This window comes from Pseudomonas granadensis (assembly GCF_900105485.1).
Classification (GTDB): Bacteria; Pseudomonadota; Gammaproteobacteria; order Pseudomonadales; family Pseudomonadaceae; genus Aquipseudomonas; species Aquipseudomonas granadensis.
On the sequence record NZ_LT629778.1, the window covers coordinates 209,993 to 234,235 of the forward strand.

General features: G+C 61.6%; 19 protein-coding genes and 1 riboswitch. Of the genes, 12 read left to right on the forward strand and 7 right to left on the reverse strand.

Annotated elements, in window-relative coordinates; all coding sequences use genetic code 11:
- Nucleotides 1-17: 17 nt before the first annotated feature.
- Nucleotides 18-1,451, reverse strand: coding sequence for a TolC family outer membrane protein (locus BLU52_RS00910; protein ID WP_090280671.1), 1,434 nt, complete (start codon nt 1,449-1,451; stop codon nt 18-20).
- A gap of 205 nt (nt 1,452-1,656) precedes the next feature.
- A riboswitch (TPP riboswitch) is annotated at nt 1,657-1,762 on the forward strand.
- 147 nt (nt 1,763-1,909) lie between these two features.
- On the opposite strand from BLU52_RS00910, the gene thiC reads away from it, so the two are divergent.
- Nucleotides 1,910-3,799, forward strand: coding sequence for a phosphomethylpyrimidine synthase ThiC (gene thiC, locus BLU52_RS00915; RefSeq protein WP_090280675.1), 1,890 nt, complete (start codon nt 1,910-1,912; stop codon nt 3,797-3,799).
- Between the two features lie 104 nt (nt 3,800-3,903).
- Entirely contained in the window at nt 3,904-5,196 is a 1,293-nt protein-coding gene (cytX, locus tag BLU52_RS00920) for a putative hydroxymethylpyrimidine transporter CytX (RefSeq protein ID WP_090280678.1), read from the forward strand.
- On the opposite strand, the gene BLU52_RS00925 is transcribed toward cytX, so the two are convergent.
- Nucleotides 5,165-5,911, reverse strand: a complete 747-nt coding sequence (locus BLU52_RS00925; protein ID WP_090280681.1) for an RsiV family protein — start codon at nt 5,909-5,911, stop codon at nt 5,165-5,167. The two genes, cytX and BLU52_RS00925, sit on opposite strands and share 32 nt — an antisense overlap.
- A gap of 229 nt (nt 5,912-6,140) precedes the next feature.
- On the opposite strand from BLU52_RS00925, the gene BLU52_RS00930 reads away from it, so the two are divergent.
- The 9 genes from BLU52_RS00930 to BLU52_RS00970 all read left to right on the forward strand — a co-directional run bounded on the left by BLU52_RS00930 (nt 6,141) and on the right by BLU52_RS00970 (nt 15,636).
- Complete coding sequence (locus tag BLU52_RS00930; RefSeq protein ID WP_090280684.1) at nt 6,141-6,758, forward strand: NUDIX domain-containing protein; 618 nt, start codon at nt 6,141-6,143, stop codon at nt 6,756-6,758.
- A complete protein-coding gene (locus tag BLU52_RS00935) occupies nt 6,749-7,201 on the forward strand; it encodes a DUF1249 domain-containing protein (protein WP_090280686.1) in 453 nt (150 codons plus the stop codon). The genes BLU52_RS00930 and BLU52_RS00935 overlap by 10 nt, the downstream gene beginning before the upstream one ends.
- Before the next feature lie 99 nt (nt 7,202-7,300).
- Nucleotides 7,301-8,116, forward strand: coding sequence for a 3',5'-cyclic-AMP phosphodiesterase (gene cpdA / locus BLU52_RS00940; protein WP_090280690.1), 816 nt, complete (start codon nt 7,301-7,303; stop codon nt 8,114-8,116).
- 290 nt (nt 8,117-8,406) lie between these two features.
- Nucleotides 8,407-9,015, forward strand: a complete 609-nt coding sequence (locus BLU52_RS00945; RefSeq protein ID WP_090280693.1) for a YqiA/YcfP family alpha/beta fold hydrolase — start codon at nt 8,407-8,409, stop codon at nt 9,013-9,015.
- 41 nt (nt 9,016-9,056) lie between these two features.
- Nucleotides 9,057-10,964 carry a DNA topoisomerase IV subunit B gene (parE, locus tag BLU52_RS00950; protein WP_090280696.1) on the forward strand — a complete coding sequence of 636 codons (1,908 nt, stop codon included), beginning with the start codon at nt 9,057-9,059 and terminating at the stop codon, nt 10,962-10,964.
- Entirely contained in the window at nt 10,964-11,953 is a 990-nt protein-coding gene (locus BLU52_RS00955) for an esterase-like activity of phytase family protein (protein WP_090280698.1), read from the forward strand. The genes parE and BLU52_RS00955 overlap by 1 nt, the downstream gene beginning before the upstream one ends.
- The gene (locus BLU52_RS00960; RefSeq protein WP_090280700.1) at nt 11,950-12,474 is read left to right on the forward strand and encodes a retropepsin-like aspartic protease family protein; all 525 of its coding nucleotides are present in this window, start codon (nt 11,950-11,952) and stop codon (nt 12,472-12,474) included. The genes BLU52_RS00955 and BLU52_RS00960 overlap by 4 nt, the downstream gene beginning before the upstream one ends.
- 7 nt (nt 12,475-12,481) lie before the next feature.
- The gene (parC, locus tag BLU52_RS00965; RefSeq protein WP_090280703.1) at nt 12,482-14,755 is read left to right on the forward strand and encodes a DNA topoisomerase IV subunit A; all 2,274 of its coding nucleotides are present in this window, start codon (nt 12,482-12,484) and stop codon (nt 14,753-14,755) included.
- Nucleotides 14,756-14,922: 167 nt separating this feature from the next.
- Nucleotides 14,923-15,636, forward strand: a complete 714-nt coding sequence (locus tag BLU52_RS00970) for a PqiC family protein (protein ID WP_090280706.1) — start codon at nt 14,923-14,925, stop codon at nt 15,634-15,636.
- Nucleotides 15,637-16,009: 373 nt separating this feature from the next.
- Here BLU52_RS00970 and BLU52_RS00975 read toward each other — a convergent pair whose 3' ends face one another.
- Complete coding sequence (locus BLU52_RS00975; protein WP_090288396.1) at nt 16,010-17,515, reverse strand: AhpA/YtjB family protein; 1,506 nt, start codon at nt 17,513-17,515, stop codon at nt 16,010-16,012.
- 133 nt (nt 17,516-17,648) lie between these two features.
- Here BLU52_RS00975 and serB point away from each other — a divergent pair, with 133 nt between their 5' ends.
- A complete protein-coding gene (gene serB / locus BLU52_RS00980; RefSeq protein ID WP_090280709.1) occupies nt 17,649-18,863 on the forward strand; it encodes a phosphoserine phosphatase SerB in 1,215 nt (404 codons plus the stop codon).
- Between the two features lie 165 nt (nt 18,864-19,028).
- Here serB and BLU52_RS00985 read toward each other — a convergent pair whose 3' ends face one another.
- The 4 genes from BLU52_RS00985 to BLU52_RS01000 all read right to left on the reverse strand — a co-directional run bounded on the left by BLU52_RS00985 (nt 19,029) and on the right by BLU52_RS01000 (nt 24,116).
- Nucleotides 19,029-20,774, reverse strand: a complete 1,746-nt coding sequence (locus BLU52_RS00985) for a molecular chaperone (protein WP_090280713.1) — start codon at nt 20,772-20,774, stop codon at nt 19,029-19,031.
- Between the two features lie 67 nt (nt 20,775-20,841).
- The gene (gene asd / locus BLU52_RS00990) at nt 20,842-21,702 is read right to left on the reverse strand and encodes an archaetidylserine decarboxylase (RefSeq protein ID WP_090280716.1); all 861 of its coding nucleotides are present in this window, start codon (nt 21,700-21,702) and stop codon (nt 20,842-20,844) included.
- The gene (gene rhdA / locus BLU52_RS00995) at nt 21,699-22,535 is read right to left on the reverse strand and encodes a thiosulfate sulfurtransferase (RefSeq protein ID WP_090280719.1); all 837 of its coding nucleotides are present in this window, start codon (nt 22,533-22,535) and stop codon (nt 21,699-21,701) included. The genes asd and rhdA overlap by 4 nt, the downstream gene beginning before the upstream one ends.
- A 42-nt stretch (nt 22,536-22,577) precedes the next feature.
- Complete coding sequence (locus BLU52_RS01000) at nt 22,578-24,116, reverse strand: HDOD domain-containing protein (protein ID WP_090280721.1); 1,539 nt, start codon at nt 24,114-24,116, stop codon at nt 22,578-22,580.
- Between the last annotated feature and the right edge of the window lie 127 nt (nt 24,117-24,243).

Sequence of the window (24,243 nt, forward strand, 5' to 3'; positions counted from 1 at the left end):
GACGATCTTTTTTTCATTCAAGGCCGGGCTTTCAATTGCGCCTCGGCCGCCGACGCCAGATCCGGCGGGAGGAAATCCTTGTCCGGGTTGTAGTCGGCTTTCAGATAGCGCCGCAGGTCTTGCAGATCGCCCGGGTTCAACGTGCCCGCCGCCTGTTTCAGACGCAGATTGTCGAGGATGTAGTCGTAGCGGGTGTTGTTGTAGTTGCGCACCGAGGTGTACAGCTGACGCTGGGCGTCGAGCACGTCGACGATGTTGCGCGTGCCAACCTGATAACCGATTTCCGTGGCTTCCACCGCGCTCTGGTTGGAGATGATCGACTGGCGGCGCGCCTGCACCTGCTCGACGTCGGTATTCACCGCGCGGTGCAGGTTGCGGGTGTTTTCCACCACCTGACGGCGCAGCGACTCGCGCTGCTGCTCGCTCTGGTCGAGTTGTGCGTAGGACTGACGCACTTGCGAACTGGTCAGCCCGCCGCTGTAGATCGGAATGCTCAGTTGCAGGCCGAGGGTGCTCTGTTCGACGTTGCCGCCATAAGGCGCACCGAAGGAGTTCGGGTTGGCAAAGCCCAGCGCGTCGTTATCGCCTTTTTCGTATTTGGCCACGGCATCGAGGGTCGGCAAGTGCCCGGCCTTACGCTGCTTGAGGGTTTGTTCGGCGGAGCTGACCGCGTAGTTGCTGGCGAGCAGATTGAGGTTCTGCCGCGCTGCGGTGTCGACCCAGGATTTTGCGTCGTTCGGCGCCGGCGGCAGAATCGGCAGCGTGTGGACGATGCCCTGAATCGAGTTGTACTGGCGGTTGGTCAGGGTGATCAACGCTTCGAACGCATCATCGACCTGGCGCTGCGCGACGATGCGGTTGGCCCGCGCGGTGTCGTAACTGGCTTGCGATTGCAGCACGTCGGTCTTGTCCGAGAGGCCGACATCGAAGCGCTCGTTGGACTGGTCGAGCTGACGCTTGAACGCGGCTTCTTCAGCCTTGGTCGAGGCGAGGTTGTCCTGGCTGCGCAGCACATTGAAATAGCTTTCGGCGGTTTGCAGGATCAGGTTCTGCTCGGTCGCCGAGAGTTGCAGGGCGGCCTGTTCATTGACGTCCTTGGCGGCCTGGTACTGGAACCAGCGATCGGCGCGGAACAACGGTTGGGCGAGGGTCGCCTGATACGAATGAGCGCTGCGATTGGCAATCGCTGAAGGCTGGTCGATCGAGGTGCGCACGTCGGCGACTTCGGCGCCACCGGACAGATTCGGCAGCAAGCCGGCGCGGGCCTGTGGCACCACTTCTTTTTGCGCGCCGTACTGGGCGCGGGCGGCGGCCAGATCGGCATTGTTGTCGACCGCTTCCTGATAGACGCTGACCAGATCGGTTTTGGTCGACAAGGGCGCTTCGGCTGCCCAGGCCATTGCGTTGGACGCACAAGACACGGCCACAGCCAGTGAAAGTTTGCGCAGCATGAGGCGATCCCTAGCATTAATATTATGGAAATAATCCGGGCGCCAAAGGTAAGGCGCGGCCTGCACAGCGTCAAGGCAGGGCAAGGCATAGCGAGTGTAGTTGCGCATCGCTTCGGCAACAATCGGGTACACCGGTGTATTTACGCCATTCATCAGGCGTTCGCTGCGGTGTTGGCGTTCCTTGACGGTTGTGTCTAGACTGGCCGGGTTCTTGTCGGGGTGCCTTGCTATGAGGCTGAGATCGAATAATTTCGGATCCCGTTGAACCTGATCAGGTTAGCGCCTGCGTAGGGAACAAGATTTCTCGTCACCCGGCGAGTCCTCTTGTGCTTCGTCCGGGAAATTGTTCGACAATCGAACGCCCCCATGACGAATGCACAGCACCGGTTCTGGTGCGTCCGTGCCTCTCAGGTTCTGCTCCGACAATCCACTGCTGGATGCTGTCTGGAGAGCCCGTGATGACGACAAAAGAAAAAAACGCGATCAACCTCAGTGACTCGGCCAAGGTCGATGAGCAATCGATCAAGCCGTTCACCCGTTCGCAAAAAGTCTACGTTCAGGGCTCGCGCGCGGATATCCGCGTGCCGATGCGCGAAATCAGCCTCGACGTGACGCCGACCGACTTCGGCGGCGAAATCAACGCGCCGGTCACCGTCTACGACACCTCCGGTCCGTACACCGATCCGAACGTGGTCATCGATGTGCGCAAAGGCTTGGGCGATGTGCGTTCGGCGTGGATCGACGACCGTGGCGACACCGAGCGTCTGCCGGGCCTGAGTTCGAACTTCGGCCGTGAGCGCCTCGCCGATCCAGAACTGACCAAACTGCGCTTCGCTCACGTCAACAATCCGCGCCGTGCGAAGGCTGGTGGCAATGTCACGCAGATGCACTACGCGCGTCAGGGCATCATCACGCCCGAGATGGAGTTCGTCGCCATCCGTGAAAACATGAAGCTGGAAGTAGCCCGCGCCGCCGGATTGCTGGATCAGCAACACCCGGGCCACAGCTTCGGCGCCAGCGTACCGAAAATCATCACCCCTGAATTCGTGCGTGACGAGATCGCCCGGGGCCGCGCAATCATCCCGGCCAACATCAACCACACCGAACTGGAACCGATGATCATCGGCCGTAACTTCCTTGTGAAGATCAACGGCAACATCGGCAACAGCGCTCTGGGTTCGTCCATCGAAGAAGAAGTGGCGAAACTGACGTGGGGCATTCGCTGGGGCGCGGACAACATCATGGACTTGTCCACCGGCAAGCACATTCACGAAACCCGCGAATGGATCATCCGTAACTCGCCAGTGCCGATCGGTACGGTGCCTATCTATCAGGCCCTGGAAAAAGTCGGCGGCGCGGCCGAAGACCTGACGTGGGAGCTGTTTCGCGACACGCTGATCGAGCAGGCCGAGCAGGGCGTCGACTACTTCACCATCCACGCCGGTGTGTTGCTGCGCTATGTGCCGCTGACCGCCAAACGCGTGACCGGCATCGTTTCCCGTGGCGGTTCGATCATGGCCAAGTGGTGCCTGGCGCACCACAAGGAGAACTTCGCCTACACGCATTTCGAAGAAATCTGCGAAATCATGAAAGCCTACGATGTCAGCTTCTCGCTGGGCGATGGCTTGCGTCCGGGCTCGATCGCCGATGCCAACGACGCCGCGCAATTCGGCGAACTGGAAACCCTCGGCGAGCTGACCAAGATCGCCTGGAAGCACGATGTGCAAACAATGATCGAAGGCCCGGGTCACGTGCCGATGCAGTTGATCAAAGAGAACATGGACAAGCAGCTCGAGTGCTGCGACGAGGCGCCGTTTTATACCCTCGGCCCGCTGACCACCGACATTGCCCCGGGTTACGACCACATCACTTCCGGCATCGGTGCAGCGATGATCGGCTGGTTCGGCTGCGCGATGCTCTGCTACGTGACGCCGAAGGAACACCTGGGCTTGCCGAACAAGGATGACGTGAAAACCGGGATTATCACCTACAAGATCGCTGCGCATGCCGCGGATTTGGCCAAAGGGCATCCGGGCGCGCAGATTCGCGACAACGCCTTGAGCAAGGCACGTTTCGAATTCCGTTGGGAAGACCAGTTCAACCTTGGTCTGGACCCGGACACCGCTCGTTCGTACCACGATGAAACCCTGCCGAAGGACTCGGCCAAGGTCGCGCATTTCTGCTCGATGTGCGGGCCGAAATTCTGCTCGATGAAGATCACCCAGGAAGTCCGCGAATACGCCGCCAACCAGCGCATCGACGCAGTCGACGTGGACGTTGCCAAAGGCCTGGCGGAACAGGCCGAGCGCTTCAAGCAGGAAGGCAGTCAGCTTTATAAAAAAGTGTAAGCGGCAAGCTGCAAGCTGCAAGATAAAAGCAGTTGCGAAACCTGCTTTTTCTTGCAGCTTGTGGCTTGCAACTTGTAGCTATCACTACTGTGAGATCAACCCCCTTGAGCATTCAACCCGGCACCTATTCCCCCGACCTCGCCGTACCCGCTGACAAGCGTGTCTTCGGTGGTCGCGATCTGTTTTCCCTGTGGTTTTCCCTCGGCATCGGCCTGATGGTCTTGCAGACCGGTGCCTTGCTCGCTCCGGGTCTGGGCCTGTCCGGCTCGCTGCTGGCGATCTTCCTCGGCACGCTGGTCGGTGTGCTGTTGCTGGCCGCCGTTGGCGTAATCGGCAGCGACACTGGCTTGTCGTCGATGGCTGCGCTGAAGCTCAGCCTCGGCAGCAAAGGTGCGAGCCTGCCGGCGCTGCTCAATCTGCTGCAACTGATCGGTTGGGGCTCGTTCGAAATCATCGTCATGCGCGACGCTGCCAGCCTGCTCGGCACCCGTGCGTTCAGCGAAGGTTCGCTGTGGACGAATCCGATCCTGTGGACGCTGTTTTTCGGTGCGCTGGCGACCTTGCTGGCAGTGAGTGGACCGCTGACGTTTGTGCGGCAGATCCTGCGCAAGTGGGGCATCTGGCTGTTGCTCGCGGCCTGCCTTTGGCTGACCTGGAACCTCTTCGCCAAAGCCGATCTGGCTGCATTGTGGGCGCGCGCCGGCGACGGTTCGATGCCATTTGCCGTGGGCTTCGACATTGCTATCGCGATGCCGCTGTCGTGGCTGCCGCTGATTGCCGATTACTCGCGTTTCGGCAAGCGCGCGAAGAACGTCTTCGGCGGCACCGCTGTGGGTTTCTTCATCGGCAACTTCTGGCTGATGAGCCTCGGCGTTGCCTACACTCTGGCCTTCGCGCCGAGCGGTGAAGTCAACGCGCTGCTGCTGGCACTGGCCGGTGCGGGGCTGGGCATTCCGCTGCTGCTGATTCTGCTGGACGAGTCGGAGAACGCTTTTGCCGACATTCATTCGGCCGCGGTATCGAGCGGGATTTTGTTACGCCTGAAAGTCGAGCATCTGGCGCTGGCCATCGGCGTGATCTGCACGCTGATCGCACTGCTGGCGCCGTTGGCGCAGTACCAGAATTTTCTCTTGCTGATCGGCTCGGTGTTTGCGCCGCTGTTCGGCGTGGTGCTGGTGGATCACTTCATTCTGCGCAAGCGCAGTGCCCAGGTGGCTTCAGCCGCATTGCGCTGGCCGGCGTTGCTGGCGTGGCTGGGTGGCGTGAGCACTTACCACTTGCTGGCGAATCTGTATCCGGATGTCGGCGCAACCCTGCCGGCGCTGGTGCTGGCAGGGCTGTTGCAACTGGTGCTGGGCCGGGCCTTCAGTTACGGCCAGGAAACAGCTCAGGCTTGAGAATGCCGTTCAGACGCGGATAAGGAATCTTCAGTTCGACGTGGCCCAGCGCGTAAGGCGCAATGGTGGTCACGTCGTACTTGAGGATCACGCCGCCGTAGGTCAGCGCCACGTTCGGCGTTTTCACGAACGGCCAGTTCGCCACGAATTCCGGCTCCTGATCGAGCTTGGTGCTGATCAGCCAGCTGTTGTGCGCGACCTGCGCGGCTTTCCAGAAGGCTTCTTCCTGGCCTGGCAGCAGCATGTCGGACAGATTCAGCACCTTGTGCTGCTGGCGCGAATAGTTGATGAAACCGCGACCCGGTGTGCCATGGGCACCGCCGGTGTCGAGGTAGCTCGACAGCTCGATGATCACCAAGCCGTCATGCTGCTCGCGTACTTTCGCTTGCAGGTAGCTGCTGTAGCGCGGGCCGGCGCTGGCCAGAAACTGATCGCGATAAGCCGCCAGTGTCGGCGCGACCGGGGCGTTCTTCTCGGTGCGGGTCATCTGCAGCAGGCGTTTTTCGATGATGCCGTCCAGTGCCGGCTCGTCCGGGAACCGCAACGTATCGATGTTCACCAGTGGGCATTCAGGGTTGGCGCAGCCGGGTTTGAGCTGTTCCGAGGCATCGCGTTTGGTTTCCAGCGGCGTACGGTAGTTGGGCTGGAACAGGCTGGCACAGGCGCCCAGAGTCAGGGCGATTGCGGCCACAGAGGCAATTTTGAAAAGCGACATGGGCGTCCTTTCGAAAGCAGGGGAAGGCAAAAAAGTTACCGCTTCGACTCTCAACGAAGCAGTCAGTTCGCCACTAAGCTAATTAGAGTGGGTTTCGCCGTCACCGTCCATCCCGCTGACGGTAAAGGGGCTGCATCAAACGGTGCGGGCGCGTTAGGATGGCGCGAAGTCGAGGTCGCCCGGTCACCCGGCGCAACCTCGTCATGGACTTGTAGTAGAGAGGATGCTCATGACCGATTTTGCCAATGCCATTCCGACCGCCGTCGATATCGTGCGGCGCGAAAAATGCTACGAGGGCTTCTACAAGCTCGATCGTGTGCACCTGCGCCATGAGCTGTTCGCCGGTGGCATGAGCCGCGAGATCAACCGGGAAATTTTTGTTCGCCACGACGCCGTGTGCGTGCTGCCCTACGATCCGCAGCGCGACGAAGTGGTGCTGATCGAGCAGTTTCGCGTCGGGGCCATGGGCAAGGCCGACAATCCGTGGCTGGTCGAACTGGTTGCCGGTCTGATCGACAAGGATGAACAACCGGAAGAAGTTGCTCACCGCGAAGCGCAGGAGGAAGCTGGGCTGGACATCAAGGCGCTGTGGCCGATGACCAGGTATTTCCCCTCGCCGGGTGGCAGCAACGAATTCGTGCATTTGTATCTGGGGCGTTGCAGCACCGAGGGTGTGGGCGGTCTGCATGGCCTGGAAGAAGAGGCAGAAGATATCCGCGTCACGGTCTGGGCTTTTGAAGATGCCTTGCAGGCCGTCCGTGACGGACGCATTGCCAATGCGGCGAGCATCATCGCCTTGCAGTGGCTGGCGCTGAACCGCGCCGAAGTGAGGGGGTTATGGTTGTAAACAAGTTGCGCGATCGTTATCGAGTCGACCTCGTGGGCCTGCAAGCCGCCTGCGAGGCCAACTACGCGCGCCTGATGCGCTTGCTGCCGGACATGCGCAGCGAGCCCGAAGCACGGCGCATCGCCGTGACCCAGGGCGAGCAGATGCTCGGCGTGCTCGCCCTCGAAGTGCTGCAGACCTGCCCGTACACCACGACGTTGCAGGTGCGTCAGGAACACAGCCTGCCCTGGTTGCCGGTGCCGCAACTGGAAGTGCAGGTCTATCACGATGCACGCATGGCCGAAGTGGTCAGTGCCGAACATGCACGACGCTTTCGCGGCATCTATCCTTACCCGAATGCTTCGATGTACCAGCCGGATGAAAAGGCTCAGCTCAATCTGTTTTTGGGGGAGTGGCTGAGCCATTGCCTGGCGTTGGGGCATGAGTACGAAGTCGTACGCTAGTTGTGAACTGCGTCCGGTTCGCCGGTTTCCTCTTTGCCTGACCCCCAGCATAATTGCGGCACCTGACCGATTCCGTGCTTTTGCCTTGGGAGAACGCCTTTGCCGAGCGTATCCACGTTGACCACCGCCGATCCGGCGCTGCTGGTGCAGTTGTCCGACAGCCATCTGTTCGCTGAAGCGGACGGTGCGCTGCTGGGCATGAAAACCCGCGAGAGCCTGCAACAGGTCATCGATCTGGTGCTGGGGCAGCAGCCGCAGATCGATCTGCTGCTGGCCACCGGCGATATTTCCCAGGACGGCACGCTGGAGTCGTACCAACAGTTTCGCCAGATGAGTGCGCAGATCGACGCGCCAGCGCGCTGGATCCCCGGCAACCACGATGAACCGGTGATCATGGCGCAGGCAGCGGTGCAGAGTACGCTGCTGGAGCCGGTGGTCGATATCGGCAACTGGCGGGTGACGCTGCTCGACTCAGCCGTGCCGGGATCGGTGCCGGGCTATCTGCAGGACGATCAATTGCAACTGCTGGCCCGCTCGCTGAGCGAAGCGCCGGAGCGCCATCATCTGGTGTGTTTCCACCATCATCCGGTGTCGATTGGCTGCGCGTGGATGGAACCGATCGGTTTGCGTAATCCCGAGGCGTTTTTCGAAGTGCTGGATCGCTTTCCGCAGGTGCGGGCGGTGTTGTGGGGGCATGTGCATCAGGAAATCGACCGCGAGCGCAATGGCGTGCGCTTGCTGGCCTCGCCCTCGACCTGCATCCAGTTCGAGCCGGGCAGTGTGGATTTCAAGGTCGGTGAGCAGGCGCCGGGGTATCGCTGGTTGCGGCTGTGGCCGGATGGGCGGCTGGAAACCGGGGTCGAAAGAGTTACCGACTTCAAGTTCACAGTCGACTACGGCTCCAACGGCTACTGAATTGACAATCAAAAACCCTCACCCCAGCCCTCTCCCAGAGGGAGAGGGGGCCGACCGCGGTGTCTTTGGCTATGCATCGACCTGAAACAGCGGTGGCGATTATGGATTCACAGCAAAGCGTTCAGGTCGGTGTAGCTCTCGAATATCCCCCATTCAGTCCCCTCTCCCTCCGGGAGAGGGCTAGGGTGAGGGCGGCTCTTGCGGTCACACCAAATTATCGAGCCCACCCCCAATCCCGGCGCTTCTCCCTGTAAACTCCGCTATCTTTCGCCGACAGTCAGGGAGCTCAAATGTCCGGTTCGATCCTCTATATCCACGGTTTCAACAGTGCGCCGGCCTCGAAGAAGGCCTGTCAGCTGGTAACGGTGATGGAGCGGCTGGGTTTGAGCGAGCAACTGCGGGTGCCGGCCCTGCATCATCATCCGCGCGAAGCCATCGGTCAGTTGCAGCAAGCGATTGCCGAACTGGGTCGGCCGCTGCTGGTGGGAAGTTCGCTCGGCGGCTACTATGCGACTCACCTGGCCGAGCGCCATGGCCTGAAAGCCCTGCTGGTCAACCCGGCGGTCAGCCCGCACCGGATGTTCGACGGCTATCTGGGCCCGCAGAAAAACCTGTATACCGATGAAACCTGGGATCTGACCCACGACCATGTCGCGGCGCTGGCGGAACTGGAAGTGCCAGCACCGCAGGATGCGCAGCGCTATCAGGTCTGGTTGCAAACCGGCGACGAGACGCTGGATTATCGCCTCGCCCAGCAGTATTACCGCGCCTGTGCCCTGCGCATCCAGGCCGGCGGCGATCACAGTTTCCAGGGCTTTGCCGGGCAATTGCCGGCATTGCTGAGTTTTGCCGGCATTGGCGCCGATATGTATCAGGCAATCGATTTCACCGCACTGTGAAGTCTTGCCCCTATTCAATGAATGACTGACGACGAGACCCTATGGCCACTCCCAGCGCTAGCTCTTATAACGCCGACGCCATCGAAGTCCTCTCGGGCCTCGACCCGGTGCGCAAACGCCCCGGCATGTACACCGACACCAGTCGGCCGAACCACCTCGCCCAGGAAGTCATCGACAACAGCGTCGACGAAGCCCTGGCCGGCCACGCCAGATCGGTGCAGGTCATCCTGCACGCCGACCACTCGCTGGAAGTCAGCGACGACGGCCGCGGCATGCCGGTCGACATCCACCCGGAAGAGGGCGTGTCAGGCGTCGAACTGATCCTCACCAAGCTGCACGCAGGCGGCAAGTTTTCCAACAAGAATTACCAGTTCTCCGGCGGTCTGCACGGGGTGGGTATTTCCGTGGTCAACGCGCTGTCGACCGAAGTGCGCGTGCGCGTCAAACGCGACGGCAATGAATACCAGATGACCTTCAAGGACGGCTTCAAGGCCTCCGAACTGGAAATCGTCGGCACCGTCGGCAAGCGCAACACCGGCACCAGCGTGTACTTCGCGCCGGACCCGAAATACTTCGATTCACCGAAATTCTCCATCAGCCGCCTCAAGCATGTACTCAAGGCCAAGGCTGTGCTGTGCCCGGGGCTGCTGGTCAGCTTCGAGGACAAAGGCACCGGCGAAAAAGTCGAATGGCATTACGAAGACGGCCTTCGCTCGTATCTGGTCGATGCGGTCAGCGAATTCGAACGTCTGCCCAACGAGCCGTTCTGCGGCGCGTTCGCCGGTAATAAGGAAGCGGTCGACTGGGCGCTGTTGTGGCTCCCGGAAGGAGGCGACGCGGTGCAGGAAAGCTACGTCAACCTGATCCCGACGGCGCAGGGCGGCACCCACGTCAACGGTTTGCGTCAGGGCCTGCTCGATGCCATGCGCGAATTCTGCGAATTCCGCAGCCTCCTGCCGCGAGGCGTGAAGCTGGCGCCGGAAGACGTCTGGGAGCGCATCGCTTTTGTCCTGTCGATGAAAATGCAGGAACCGCAATTCTCCGGCCAGACCAAAGAGCGTTTGTCGTCGCGTGAAGCCGCGGCGTTCGTCTCCGGCGTGGTCAAGGACGCGTTCAGCCTGTGGCTCAACGCCAACCCGGAAACCGGTCTGGCCCTGGCTGAACTGGCGATCAATAACGCCGGCCGTCGCCTCAAGGCGAGCAAGAAAGTCGAGCGCAAGCGCGTCACCCAAGGCCCGGCGCTGCCCGGCAAACTGGCCGACTGCGCCGGGCAGGACCCGATGCGTTCCGAGCTGTTTCTGGTCGAAGGTGATTCCGCCGGCGGTTCGGCCAAACAAGCGCGGGACAAGGAATTCCAGGCGATCCTGCCGTTGCGCGGCAAGATCCTCAACACCTGGGAAGTCGACGGCAGCGAAGTGCTCGCCAGTCAGGAAGTGCACAACATCGCCGTGGCCATCGGCGTCGATCCGGGCGCGGCGGACATGAGCCAGCTGCGCTACGGCAAGATCTGCATCCTCGCCGACGCCGACTCCGACGGCCTGCACATCGCCACGCTGCTTTGCGCGTTGTTCGTCCAGCACTTCCGCCCGCTGGTCGATGCCGGTCACGTCTACGTAGCGATGCCGCCGCTGTACCGCATCGACCTGGGCAAGGAAATCTATTACGCCCTCGACGAGGCCGAGCGCGACGGCATTCTTGATCGTCTGGTCGCCGAGAAGAAGCGCGGCAAGCCGCAGGTCACCCGATTCAAGGGTCTGGGTGAAATGAACCCGCCGCAACTGCGCGAAACCACCATGGACCCGAACACCCGGCGCCTGGTGCAGTTGACGCTCGGCGAAGATTTCGCCAAAACCTCGGAAATGATGGACATGCTGCTGGCGAAAAAACGCGCCGGTGACCGTAAATCCTGGCTCGAATCCAAAGGCAACCTCGCCGAGGTTCTGGCCTGATGCGTTGTGGCTGGGCCCTGGCGTGTGCGTTGCTGCTGAGTGCGATGAGCGTGTCGGCCGAGCCGTTGCAGGAGCTGCGCGTGCTCTCCGAGCATGCCGTTGAGGGCATGCGCGGCGGCAATCTGTCGGGGCTGGCGATGTGCGGCGGCGCACTGTGGGCGGTGTCGGATCGCGATGACGATCAGATCTATCGACTCGATACCGGCGCTCAGGTCTGGCAGGCCGAAGCCAAGCGCATCGACGTGCCGCTGGTGCCGGATACCGGTTTGCCATGGGGATTGCGCTCGCGCAACTGGGCGGCGTCGTTCGTGCGCGGTGGCGATCTGGATTTCGAAGGCATCAGTTGCGACAGCGCGGGCAATCGCTATCTGGTCAGCGAAGGCCATGCGGCGGTTTTGCAGGTGCCCCTCAGTGGCCCCGCCAACTGGCTGAAGATTTCACCGTTGATGGTGCGTGAAGCGCGGGCCAGCGGGATGTTGCTGCACTTCAATGCGATTTTCGAAGGTCTGGCGATCAACCCGGCAGGCGATCAGATGTGGCTGGCCGCCGAACGACAAAGCCGCGGTTTGCTGCTGATCAAGCGTCAGCAGACGGTGTGGGATTGCGAGGGTCGCTGCGTGCTGCTCAGCGAGGGCGGCAAAGAGATGCAGCCGCCGCAGTTTCCCCACGCCAGAGCGGTGAATCGCGACTTTTCCGACATCGCGTTGTTCAACGGCAAGCTGTTTACCCTTGAGCGCAACGCGTTCCAGATATGTCGTCGCGATGCGCAGACCGCCAAGGTCGAACAGTGCTGGTCGTACGCCGCCGAACTCTTGCAGGCCAATCGCCGTTATTCACAGAACTACGGGCTGGAAGAAGCGTTGATCATCGACGCCGATGGGGCCTGGATAGGCGTCGACAATAATTTCGGACCGCGTGCCGACGGTGAGGTCCGCCCGATCGTCTGGCGTTTCGCCGCGCCTGATGGCGGCTGGGGTGCCCGGCCATGAGCCAGCAGCCACCGGGCAAACGCGCCGGGCGGGTGCTGATGGTGCTCGCCTGGTGCGCGGCGCTGTTTCTGGCCACGCGTTTTTTCGGCCAGTGGGAACAGCGCCAGCAGAATCCGAACATCGTCATCACGTCGGAGCAGGGCGAAGGGTTTATCGAAGTGAAACTGGCGAGCAATGCTCAAGGGCATTTCGTCGCCAGCGGCCAGATCAACGGCGAACCGGTGGAGTTCATGCTCGACACCGGTGCGACCGATGTGTCGATCCCGGCGGATCTGGCCAAGCGTTTGAAGCTGGAAGAAGGTTTCGGTGTGACCCTGAGCACGGCCAACGGCCTCAGCCAAGGCTACCGAACCAAAATTGCCCGCCTGCAACTGGGCGACATCGTTTTGCGCGACGTTCGCGCACTGGTGGCGCCGGGGCTGCATGGCGATCAGGTGCTGCTCGGCATGAGCGCCCTGAACAGACTTGAATTTACTCAGCGCGGTGGCACCATGCTGCTGCGCCAGACAACGAACCGATGAGGCCCGCATGAGCGACATCCTTGCAGACAGCTTAGACGGCGTAGAACGCCGGTCGCTGGCTGACTTCACCGAAAATGCCTACCTCAACTACTCCATGTACGTGATCATGGACCGCGCGCTGCCGCATATCGGCGACGGCCTGAAACCGGTGCAGCGGCGTATCGTCTACGCCATGAGCGAGCTGGGGCTGGATGCCGATTCCAAGCACAAGAAGTCGGCGCGTACCGTCGGTGACGTGCTCGGCAAGTTTCACCCGCACGGCGACTCGGCGTGCTACGAAGCGATGGTGCTGATGGCCCAGCCGTTCAGCTATCGCTACACGCTGGTCGACGGCCAGGGTAACTGGGGCGCGCCGGACGATCCGAAGTCCTTCGCCGCCATGCGTTACACCGAAGCGCGGCTGTCGCGCTATTCCGAAGTGCTGCTCAGCGAACTGGGCCAGGGCACTGCCGACTGGGGCCCGAACTTCGACGGCACCCTGCAGGAACCGCTGGTGCTGCCGGCGCGCCTGCCGAACATTCTGCTCAACGGCACCACCGGTATCGCCGTGGGCATGGCCACCGACGTACCGCCGCACAACCTGCGCGAAGTCGCCACCGCCTGCGTGCGCCTGCTCGACGAACCGAAAGCCACGGTCGAACAGCTCTGCGAGCATATTCAGGGCCCGGATTATCCGACCGAAGCGGAAATCATCACGCCGCGTGCCGACCTGCTGAAGATGTACGAAACCGGCAAGGGCTCGGTGCGCATGCGCGCCGTGTACCACGTCGAGGACGGCGACATTATCGTCACCGCGCTGCCGCATCAGGTCTCCGGTGCGAAAGTGCTGGAGCAGATCGCCGCGCTGATGCAGGCGAAACCGTCGAAAGCGCCGCAGATCGCTGACTTGCGTGACGAGTCCGACCACGAAAACCCGTGCCGCATCGTGATCATCCCGGTCAACAGCCGCGTCGATCACGACGCGCTGATGCAGCACCTGTTCGCCAGCACCGAGCTGGAGTCGACCTACCGGGTCAACGTCAACATCATCGGTCTGGACGGCAAGCCGCAGTTGAAGAACCTGCGCGCGTTGCTGGTCGAGTGGCTGGAATTCCGCGTGCTGACCGTGCGTCGCCGCCTGCAATTCCGCCTCGACAAGGTCGAGCGCCGCCTGCACCTGTTGGACGGTTTGCTGATTGCCTACCTCAACCTGGATGAAGTGATCCACATCATCCGTACCGAGGAGCACCCCAAGGCCAAATTGATCGAGCGCTTCGCCCTCAGCGAAATCCAGGCGGACTACATTCTCGATACCCGTCTGCGCCAGTTGGCGCGACTGGAAGAGATGAAGCTGCGCGACGAGCAGGACGAACTGCTCAAGGAACAAGCCAAGCTGCAAGCGCTGCTGGGCAGCGAAGCCAAGCTGAAGAAGCTGGTGCGTACCGAACTGCTCAAGGACGCTGAAACCTACGGCGACGACCGTCGTTCACCTATCGTCGAGCGCGCCGAAGCCAAGGCGCTGACCGAGCACGATCTGCTGCCGAACGAGAAAGTCACCGTGGTGCTGTCGGAAAAAGGCTGGGTGCGTTCGGCCAAGGGCCACGACATCGACGCCACTGGCCTGTCGTACAAGGCCGGTGACGGCTTCAAGACTTCGGCAGCGGGGCGTTCCAACCAGTTTGCGGTGTTTATCGACTCGACCGGCCGCAGCTATTCGGTCGCCGCGCACACCTTGCCGTCGGCCCGTGGTCAGGGCGAACCGTTGACCGGTCGTCTGACGCCGCCGCCGGGTGCCTCGTTCGAATGTGTGCTGATGCCTGAAGACGATGCGCTGTACGTGATCGCCTCCGACGCCGGCTACGGCTTCGTGGTCAAGGGCGAAGACCTGCAAGCCAAGAACAAGGCCGGCAAGGCTTTGTTGAGCCTGCCGAACAACGCCAAGGTCATCGCCCCGCGTCCCGTCGCCGACCGTGAACAGAACTGGCTGGCTTCGGTCACGACCGAAGGTCGCCTGCTGATCTTCAAAATCAGCGATCTGCCACAATTGGGTAAGGGCAAGGGCAACAAGATCATCGGTATCTCCGGTGAACGTGTCGCCAGCCGCGAGGAATACGTGACGGACATCGCCGTCCTTCCGGAAGGCGCCACCCTGGTGTTGCAGGCCGGCAAGCGTACCCTGTCACTGAAGGCCGATGACCTCGAACACTACAAAGGTGAGCGTGGGCGTCGCGGAAATAAACTGCCGAGGGGCTTTCAGAGGGTCGATGCGCTGCTCGTCGAAAACTTCAATCAGGCGTCCTAGAGAGCTCGATCTACGATTTAACGCGTAGATCGACACTTTGGCGCTGGAGTCGGAACGCATATTCACGGATGATATGGCCTTTCAAGCGCCGGCGTGGCCGAGCGTTCTTCATATTTATTGAGTATTTTCACTGTGGTCAGCCTTGTGGCGGCCACCTGGACGGGATGATGACTGCTCTGCGCCTTCCTCTTTTTTTGTTGCTTGCCGGCGTTCTTGGCCTGGCGGGTTGCAGCGTACACCAGCCGGTGTCGCTGTATCAGCTGGACAGCGGAAGTCCGGCTCAGCCTGCGCAAAGCGCGGGCATGGCGGTTTTACTGGGGCCGGTAGTCGTAGCGGACTACCTGCAGCGAGAGACTTTGCTGCAGCGCCAGCCCGACGGCAGCCTGCAGGCAGCGACGGACGGTCGCTGGGCCGGCAGCCTTTCGTCGGATATCGATCAGTTGCTGATGCGTCAGGTTGCCGGTCATCTGGACAGCCAGCGTGTGGTGCTGGCGCCGGCGACGACCGGTTTCAATCCGGATGTGCAAGTCTTGCTGACCATCACGCGACTGGATTCCGGTGCCAAGCAACCGGCGATTCTCGATGCGCAGTGGCGTTTGATAGACCGTCGCGGTCAGGTGCGCGATAACCGCATCGTTCATCTGCAGGAGCTGCATGCCGGCAGCACCGCGTCGCAGGTGCAGGCCCAGGGCATCCTGCTGCAGCGTCTGGCCGAGCAGTTGTCGGTGGCGCTCAAGCCGTTGGCCAATCAGCCTCCGGTGGCCGAAGCGCCGCGCAAGCGGGACGCCAAACCGGCGGCACCAGCGGCCGAAGCTGAAAAGCAGCCGAAGATTCCGATGGCATCGCCGATTCGTACGGATATGGAAGTGTTTCGCTTCTAAGCCTGGATCGAGTCAGAACAGAGCCCGCCTTGTGCGGGCTTTGTTGTGTCTGGATTCCGTAGAAATCAAAAGCTACCCTCACCCTAGCCCTCTCCCGGAGGGAGAGGGGACTGACCGAGGTGTCTGGCGTCATACGTCGACCTGAAAGGTCCAGGCGATTATGGTTTCAAAGCAGGCGTCATACATCGATCTTGAATATCCTGGCGATTATGGATTCACAGCTGGGCGTTCAAGTCGGTGCAGCTCTGCAATATCCCCCATTCAGTCCCCTCTCCCTCCGGGAGAGGGCTAGGGTGAGGGGCTTTTCCGTCACCCACAAAAAAGCCCGCAGACAATCCCTCATCTGCGGGCTTTCGTATTTCAATCCGGAAGCTTAAGCCCGGCGCTCATGCATCCGCGCCAGTTGCCGCTCGAGCATCGACGGATACGGTTCCATCAACCGTTCGACGCAGCAAGCACCCTCAGGGCTGGCGATCGGGCGGATCCGTGCACGCTGACGGATCAGCGCATCGTCACTGATCTTGCGCTCGACCAGTAGCAGGTTGCGGCTGTGCTGCGACAGCGCCAGGGCATCCTGCGCCGAATCGGTCAGCAGCAGGTCGATCTGGCTCAGGCCGAACAACTCGTCGCCCAGCGTCAGGCCCAATTGCAATTGCAGGGTGATACCACTGTCCGCGACCTCGATCTGCAACTGATGACCGAGCGCGCGCAGCAGTTCGCCGCAGCAGATCGCGTTGGTCAGGTAGTCGTCGCCGCAATCTTCGGTGTGAAACAGCATCAGTGTGCTGCCATCGTTCAGCGTCTCAATCTCGCCCTGATACAGCGAAGCGGCCTGCTCGAGGCAATCACGGTAGCGTTCCTGCAACTCTTCAAGACGCGCACGCGGCAAACGCCGCAGTTGCTCTTGCGAACCGAGCTGCACGGCCAGTACGGCGGTGTGCTGCGGCACGCTCGGCGTGGGCTTGCGCACAAGCGGTTGCGCCGGGGCATCGAGCGATTCGTCGCGCAGATCGGCAAACGCATCGTCATCGTCATCGTCCTCGACGGTGCTGACCAGATGGCGCGGTGCAGGCTTCTGTGCGGCCATCGGGCGCGTTTCGTCGAAGCTTGGGTCGCGCAGATTGCGCACCTCGAATTCCGGCTCGTCTTCTTCGTCTTCGAACACCGGCTCCGGTTCCGGCGCGGGCTCCGGGGCGTAGCTGGCGTGGAGTTGCCGCGCCAGATCGCCGATTTCATCCTGACGATCGATCCCCGGCGTGTGTTCGTCGATCCGCCGCAGCCATACGCGCAACTGCAGCAAGGGAGTCGACAGGTGCCGGCCCATGCGCAAGCTCAGGGCCAGCGACAGCGCCAGCAGAATCCCGCTGAGAATGCCCATGCTTTGCAGGCTGATGGTCATCGGCTGCTGGAACTGATCCATGTCCAGGCTGATGCGCAGCTGCCCGGCAGTCACGTCCTGGAAGGTGATTTTGCTCTCGTACAGACCTTCGGCTTCACCCAGCAGGCTGTGCTTGGGGCGTTGACCGGATTCGGCGAGGATACGGTTATCCACGCTGTAGATCGCCGCGTGGGCCACCAGTTTGTTTTTTGTCAGGTTGTTCAGCAGCACATTGAGGCTGAGGATGTCGTTGGACACCAACAGCTCAGTGGCCGAAGTCGCGGTCTGCGTGGTCAGGCTTTCGCCCAGCGCATCGGCCTGCTGGTGCATGGCCTGCTTGAATTGCAGGCCCATCACTGCGGCATAGATCACCAGGGCCAGAGCGACCAGGATCACGTTATGGCTGGCAATGCGCAATGCAATCGGTACACGGCGGTGGCGCAGTGCACGGAAGATCAGCAGGAAGAAGTTATCGGTTTTAACAGGCGTGGGCCGGTTCACTGAGCTCGGCTCTTTGTCCGTGAAGTTGACGCGCAGTATAGCGACAGGCCCCAGACCGGCAAAGCGCTGGCGGTGCCCGATGGTCACTGAAAGTGCGTAGAATGCGGTTTTTTTCCAGTTGCGGGGGTGCGCGTTGCGCGAAATCGTCCTGATTAACATCACGGGAGTCGACCGACCGGGTCTGACGGCGGCCATTACCGGTGTTCTGGCCCAGGGTGGCGTGAACATTCTCGACATCGGTCAGGCGGTGATCCACGACACCCTGTCGTTCGGCATCCTGGTTGAAATCCCCGATTCCGAACAAGGCAAAGCCGTGCTCAAGGACATCCTGTTCAAAGGCTACGAGCTCGACCAGCAGGTGCGCTTCACCCCGGTGTCCGAAGCGGATTACCAGCAATGGGTGGGCAATCAGGGCAAAAAACGCCACATCGTCACGCTGTTGACCCGCAAGGTCACCGCCGAACAATTGCAGGCGGTCAGTTCGATCACTGCCAGATACGGTTTGAATATCGACCACATCGACCGTTTGTCGGGGCGGATGGCGCTGGACACTCCGGCCGATCAGGGCAAGGGCTGCATCGAGTTTTCCGTGCGCGGTGAGGCCGCCGACCCGCAAGCGCTGCGTGCGGAATTCCTCAGCGTTGCTCAGGAATTGAACGTCGACATCGCTTTCCAGGAAGATTCGCTGTTCCGCCGCAACCGGCGTCTGGCCGTGTTCGACATGGACTCGACGCTGATCGAAGCCGAGGTAATCGACGAGTTGGCCAAGGCTGCCGGTGTTGGCGATCGCGTCTCGGAAATCACCGAACGCGCCATGGCCGGGGAACTGGATTTTCGCGCCAGCTTCAAGGAGCGTCTGGCCTTGCTCAAAGGTCTGGACGTCAGCGTGCTCGATTCGATCGGCGCTTCGTTGCGCCTGACCGAAGGCGCGGAAACGCTGTTCGCCGAACTCAAGCGGCTGGGCTACAAAACCGCCATTCTGTCCGGCGGCTTTACCTACTTCGCCAAGCAACTGCAGGCCAAACTCGGCATCGACTACGTGTTCGCCAACGAACTGGAAGTGGTCGACGGCAAGTGCACCGGCGTGGCAATCGAACCGATTGTCGATGCCCAGCGCAAGGCTGACCTGCTCAAGGAACTGGCGCACAAGGAAGGTTTGCGCCTGGAGCAGACGATCGCCGTGGGTGACGGCGCGAATGACCTGCCGATGCTGGCGATTGCGGGTTTGGGCGTGGCGTTCCGTGCCAAGCCGCTGGTCAAACAGTCGGCGAAGCAGGCGATCTCGACGCTTGGTCTGGATGGCGTGCTGTATCTGCTGGGCTTTCGTGATCGTGACGGGCAGGTCTGAGTTTTTCATTGCCTGAATGGGCGCCATCGCTTGCAGGCAAGCTCCCACATTGGATCTTTGACAGTCCCACAATTCCTGTGGGTGCATGAGAACCAATGATGCTCACAACCCTGTGGGAGCTAGCCCTGCTAGCGATTGCATCGCCGCCGATCTGGCGGCGAGCATTCAAAGTGATTTCCACAACGAGTCAAAATCCTCTTCGCTACTACCATTCTGCGCGGCTTCCAACGAGCGATAGGCGAACTGGTTGAAGCTGTGCGTACTGGCCACGCGCCGATCCAGCCCGGCGCGATGCTCTTCGCCGTGGGTATTGATCAGCACTTTCTGACCTTCCTGGAACGGCAGGCGCGGCGTCAACAGCGTGGCCGGCAAGTCGATTGCGCTGATCTCCGGCAATAGCAAACCGCGTAGATACTGGCTGTGGTCATCCTGTGAACGCACCAGTTGCAGCCCACAAGGCTGGGCATGCGGTGCGACCAGTTCGATGCCCATCTGCGTGCCGCTACCGCGCACCTGGCGGATCCAGCGAATCACCGCAATGCTCCAGCTTTGGCTCGCACTGTCGCGAATGCCGAGCATTTCCCCGGCCTGCAATTGGGCAGGGACTTCATTCGGCCATGCCAGGCAATAACCACCGGGGCTGTGATTGATCACCGGCAAAGCGTAGGTCGGATAATCCGCTGTGGCTTCGCTGCCCTCATCTTCGATCAACTGGTCGTACTGGATCTCTTCGTAGGGCAGATATTCATCATTGCTCTGCGGCGCCGCATCGAAGGCCTGGCTCCAGCTGTCCTTTTCGCCTTTGGCGACCACCTGGCTGAAATTCGCCGGACGCGCTCCGGGGTGCTTGAGCAGTTCGCTGAAGGTGCGTCCGCCACCGAGATAGAAGTGCAGCGCGCTCATGCCTACGCATACGGTCAGATTGCCCTGGCCGGCGGTGCGTTGAAAACTGCGCTCGGCGGTCTGGCCCCAGGTGGCGTGCAAATGTTGCAGAGTATCGAGGCTGAGCCCTGCAGGGATCGGCAGCGCCGCGGCCGTTGGCTGATTCAGCTGCGCCTCGATGGCGCTCACCAGTGGTTGCGGATCGAAGCTGAGCAGGCTGCTGCGCTGCTCGCTGCGAAACATGCTGCGGTAACGCGGGCCGACATCCAGTTCGGCGCTGATCGCAAACAGACCGGTGTCCAGCCCGGCGGGCTGCAACTTGAGCAGGGCACTCCACGGCTCTAATGCTTCGCCCAGCCGTGCAATCTGATTCTGTCGCAACTGATTGCACCGGGCGCTGCCCAGCAGCAGCGCGGCGATGTAGGTCTGCTCCAGGCTCAGTTCAGGCGTGAGGCTGGCCAAATCGTCGCGCACGCGGCGGTGTTGCAATTGCAGTTCAACCGCGTTGCGATAGAGCTGATGCAGCTCGAACCACAGCTGTTCCGGCGGCGCGCTGTACAGCTGGGTGGCGCGCAGCAGTTGGCCTTTCAAGGCATGCGCGGCCCGTTGCAGGGCGGTGCTGACCAGGGCTGCGCGCTCCTTGCGGTACTTCGGCGCAATGCGCAGGACGATCTGTATATAGCCGATCGCCAGATGGCCTTGCAGGGCCTGGCACAGATTGCTGATCTTGCGTGACCGCTCGTCGAGCATGATCGCTTGATGCAGAAAGTGCCGCTCCAGATGCTGACAGACGAAATACACCTCGGGCCGCAGCAATTCGAGCAAGGCGAGGCGGTTGTCGCTGGGTGTGAGCAGTTGGTTGAGTTCGCCAAGGCCCTGATACAACTGGCGCGCGGTTTCGCCGATGTTGGCTTTGGGCAGGCTGGCGATCCAGCGCTTGAGGTCGCGCGGGTTCGCTTCGCAAAATGACAGGCGCGGCTGACTTGGAGTCGGGGCACGCAGCCGAAGTGGGGAATTGGTCTGGCTCATGCCAAAAACCATAGCAGCAAATGGCGGGGGGCGGGAGCAGCGCAATGCTGCACCCGCTGCGCTCGAATCAGGCTTTTGGCAGTGCCAGACCCTGGCCCATTTGCACTGGCGAACCGGCCACCAGCTCTTCGGCCCATTTCACTTGATCCGGGCCAAACAGCACAATGGCGGTCGAACCGAGCTTGAAGCGCCCAAGTTCCGCGCCTTTTTCCAGATAAACAGGCGCACGCGCGGCTTCGTCGTAGCGGAAGGTTTTCAGTTCGCGCTTCGGCGGCGTGACCAGGCCGGCCCAGACGGTTTCGATCGAAGCAACGATCATTGCGCCGACCAATACCACCGCCATCGGCCCACGCTCGGTGTCGAAGATGCACGCTACACGCTCGTTGCGGGCGAACAGTTCCGGCACGTTTTCGGCGGTGGTCTGGTTGACCGAGAAGATCCGCCCCGGGATGTAGACCATTTCACGCAGAGTACCGGCCAGCGGCATGTGCACGCGGTGGTAATCCTTCGGCGACAGGTAAATGGTGGCGAAGTCGCCGCCCATGAACGGCGCTGCGTTGGCCGCGTCACCGCCGAGCAGCTCCAGCACGCTGAAACTGTGGCCCTTGGCCTGGAACACGCGACCGTGCTCGATCGGGCCGAGCTGGCTGACCGCACCGTCGGCCGGGCTGAGAACTGCGCCCGGGGTTGGGTCCAGCGGACGCGCGCCGTCTTTCAGGGCGCGGGTGAAGAAGGCGTTGAAGTGCTCGTATGCGGTCAGGTCTTCGACCAGCGCTTGCGACATGTCCACCTGATAACGCTTGGCGAACCATTGGGTAAACGCATTCTTGAACCAACGCACGCGGCACTCGGCAATGCAGCCGGCCAGGCGCGACAGCAGGTGATGCGGCAGCAGGTACTGGCTGAGGATAAACAGACGCTCTTTCATTGATTTTCCTTGGAAGCTTGAATCTCGACAGGCGTGTCGGGGTGGTTGCCCCATTCGCCCCAGGAACCGGCGTAGCCCTTGACCCGCGGATAACCGAGGGACTTGGCCACCAGATACGTGAAGCCCGACCGGTGATGGGTCTGGCAGTGGGTAATGATTTCTTTGTCTTTGCTGATGCCGAGCTGTTCGAGGATCTGCGGCATGTCGGTGCGGATGCGCAACTGGCGCGCCTTGTCCATGCCGGCAGTCCATTCGAAATTGACCGCACCGGGAATGTGTCCGCCCTTGGCCGCGAGGACTTTTTCACCGGAATACTCCAGCGGGCCGCGCGCATCCCAGATCGCCAGATCGGCGGTGCCGAGGCGGCTTTGCAGGTATTCGCGAGTGGCCGTCGGCCCTTCATGCAGGGTCAGCGCCACCGGGCCACCGACGGCTGGCGGTACCTGAATCGACATCGGCAGACCGTCGGCCAGCCATGCCGGCAGGCCACCGTCTATATAGTGGTATTTGTCATGGCCGATGACATCGAGCAACCAGATGAAGCGCCCGGCCCAGCCGCCGCCCTCGTCGTCATACACCACGTACACCGCATCCGGGCGATGGCCGAGCTCACCGAACAATGCTTCCAGGTCGGCTTTCGCCGGCAGCAGGCCCGGCGCTGGCGGCTGGCCGAGCTGGGTGCGTTTCGGGTCGACAAAACGTGCGCCGGGCAGGTGACCCTCGGTGTAGCGCGCAGGGCTGGTCAGGTCCACCAGGATCAGCTCCGGGGACTCGAGCCGCGGGAGCAGGTCGCTCGGCTCGATGACGAGCGGCAAGCCAGAGAAGTCAGACATGCGAGGTCTCCAGGGCACAAAGGGGAGGATTGTAGCGCAGCCTCATCGGCCACGGCTGCTAAAGCTGTGCAGGGCTTTTTCGATGCACTGCGCCGTCTTGGCGAAGGCTTGCACGGTGATGTCGGCGAATGGCCCGCCGCCCTGGTCGGCGACGACGATCATGATCACTCGGCCATTGTTGACCAGTGAGCGCAGGAATAGATGTTCGCCACGGAACAGCGTACGCAGGCTCGCTGGCAACAGCGCGGAAAACTGCGCATTGTTTTCCGGGGTGATCCGCACCTGCGCCTGTTGCGTCAGCAGGCGTTGCAGCACTTTGCTTTGACTGACGACGAAACTCAGCGCGCCGGCCTCCTTCGGCAGGCCGGCAGTCTGCTGCACTCGCAGCGTCGAGTGCGTGCGGTCGGCCATCAGAATCATCACCCGGCGCATGCCGCTGGCCACCAGCGCATCGCGCGCGGCGACGGTCAGGCTCATGGCGTTGGTGAAGCGGCTGGGTTCGGCGAGCAGTTCGGCGCACTGTCGACGCCATACGCTGAGGTCATCGGAGGAGGGTGCCGCTGCGGGCAACATCCCCGCCGGCAAGCGTCGCGTGCCCCACGGCCACAGCAGCGCAACTGCCGGGTGCCACACATCCGGCATGGCGTGTTGGCGCGCGCTGTTCGCCGCTTGCTGGTGCAACTGCTGTTGCACCTCGTCCATGGACATCTGCAGATAAAGGCTGGTCAGGTACTGCCAGCGTTCGCTGTGCGGACTGTCCCAGGCCTGATGCGCCGACAGCGCCAGCCCATTGGCCAGCAGCACGGTATTGGCCGGCTGATTGAGCCAGCGGCGCAGGGTCGGGTCATCGTCGAGGCGGTTTTGCTGGCGTAACGGATGTTCGCTGTCGCGGGCGATACGCAACACTTGCACCAGTTCACGCTGTTCGTTGAGCAGCAATTTATAGCCTTGCTGGACCCAGATCGGCAGACGCCAGGCCTCGACCAGCGCATCGGCAATTTTCAGCAGGCGTACGCCAAACAATTGCTTTTCGACGAGGTGTGCCGGTTCGCGTTTATGAATCACCCGCAGCTCCCACTCCTCAAGCAGTTGCGGGAAGGTCAGGGCCAGCGGCCACAGCGGCGACAGAAACAGCAGGCTGCCCCAATGGATGTCCTGCCACAGCCGCGCCAGGCGACTGGCAAAAAAACCGTTGGCCTGTTGCGTCGCGTGCTGACTGATCAGCTGCAACTGGCGCAGGGCCTTGGGAATCTGCATCTGTGGTTCGGCGGGCAGGCGTTCGAGCAGTTCTTCGGTACGAGCAAGGCCGAGGCGGTTGATGGCGACCTCGAGATTTTCCGCCGGCGTGGCCATGGTGCCGTGGGTGTGACGATTGGCCTCACGCAGGATGCTCAAGGCCAGCGCCGGGCTGTCCTGCATCAGATCGGCGATGTCACGCAACGAGCTGCGATTGTCGCGGATCGCCCGGCAGACTTTGTCGTGCGCCGCTTGCGGGACGGGCAGCCGGACGCTGTCGAGCAGCTTGACCCAGCCGTCGAGGGTGGTCGGTTTTGCGTGTGGGACGTTCGTTTCATTAGCCATGTCTGGACGGGATCTTCACTGACTGTAGACGCGCCCGGCATGGGCTAAATTGGCTTTTCGCCTGAACTGGCTATAGTCTGGCGCAGTTTTGCCGATAAGTAGAAGAAGAGATTTTTTAACTTCCGAA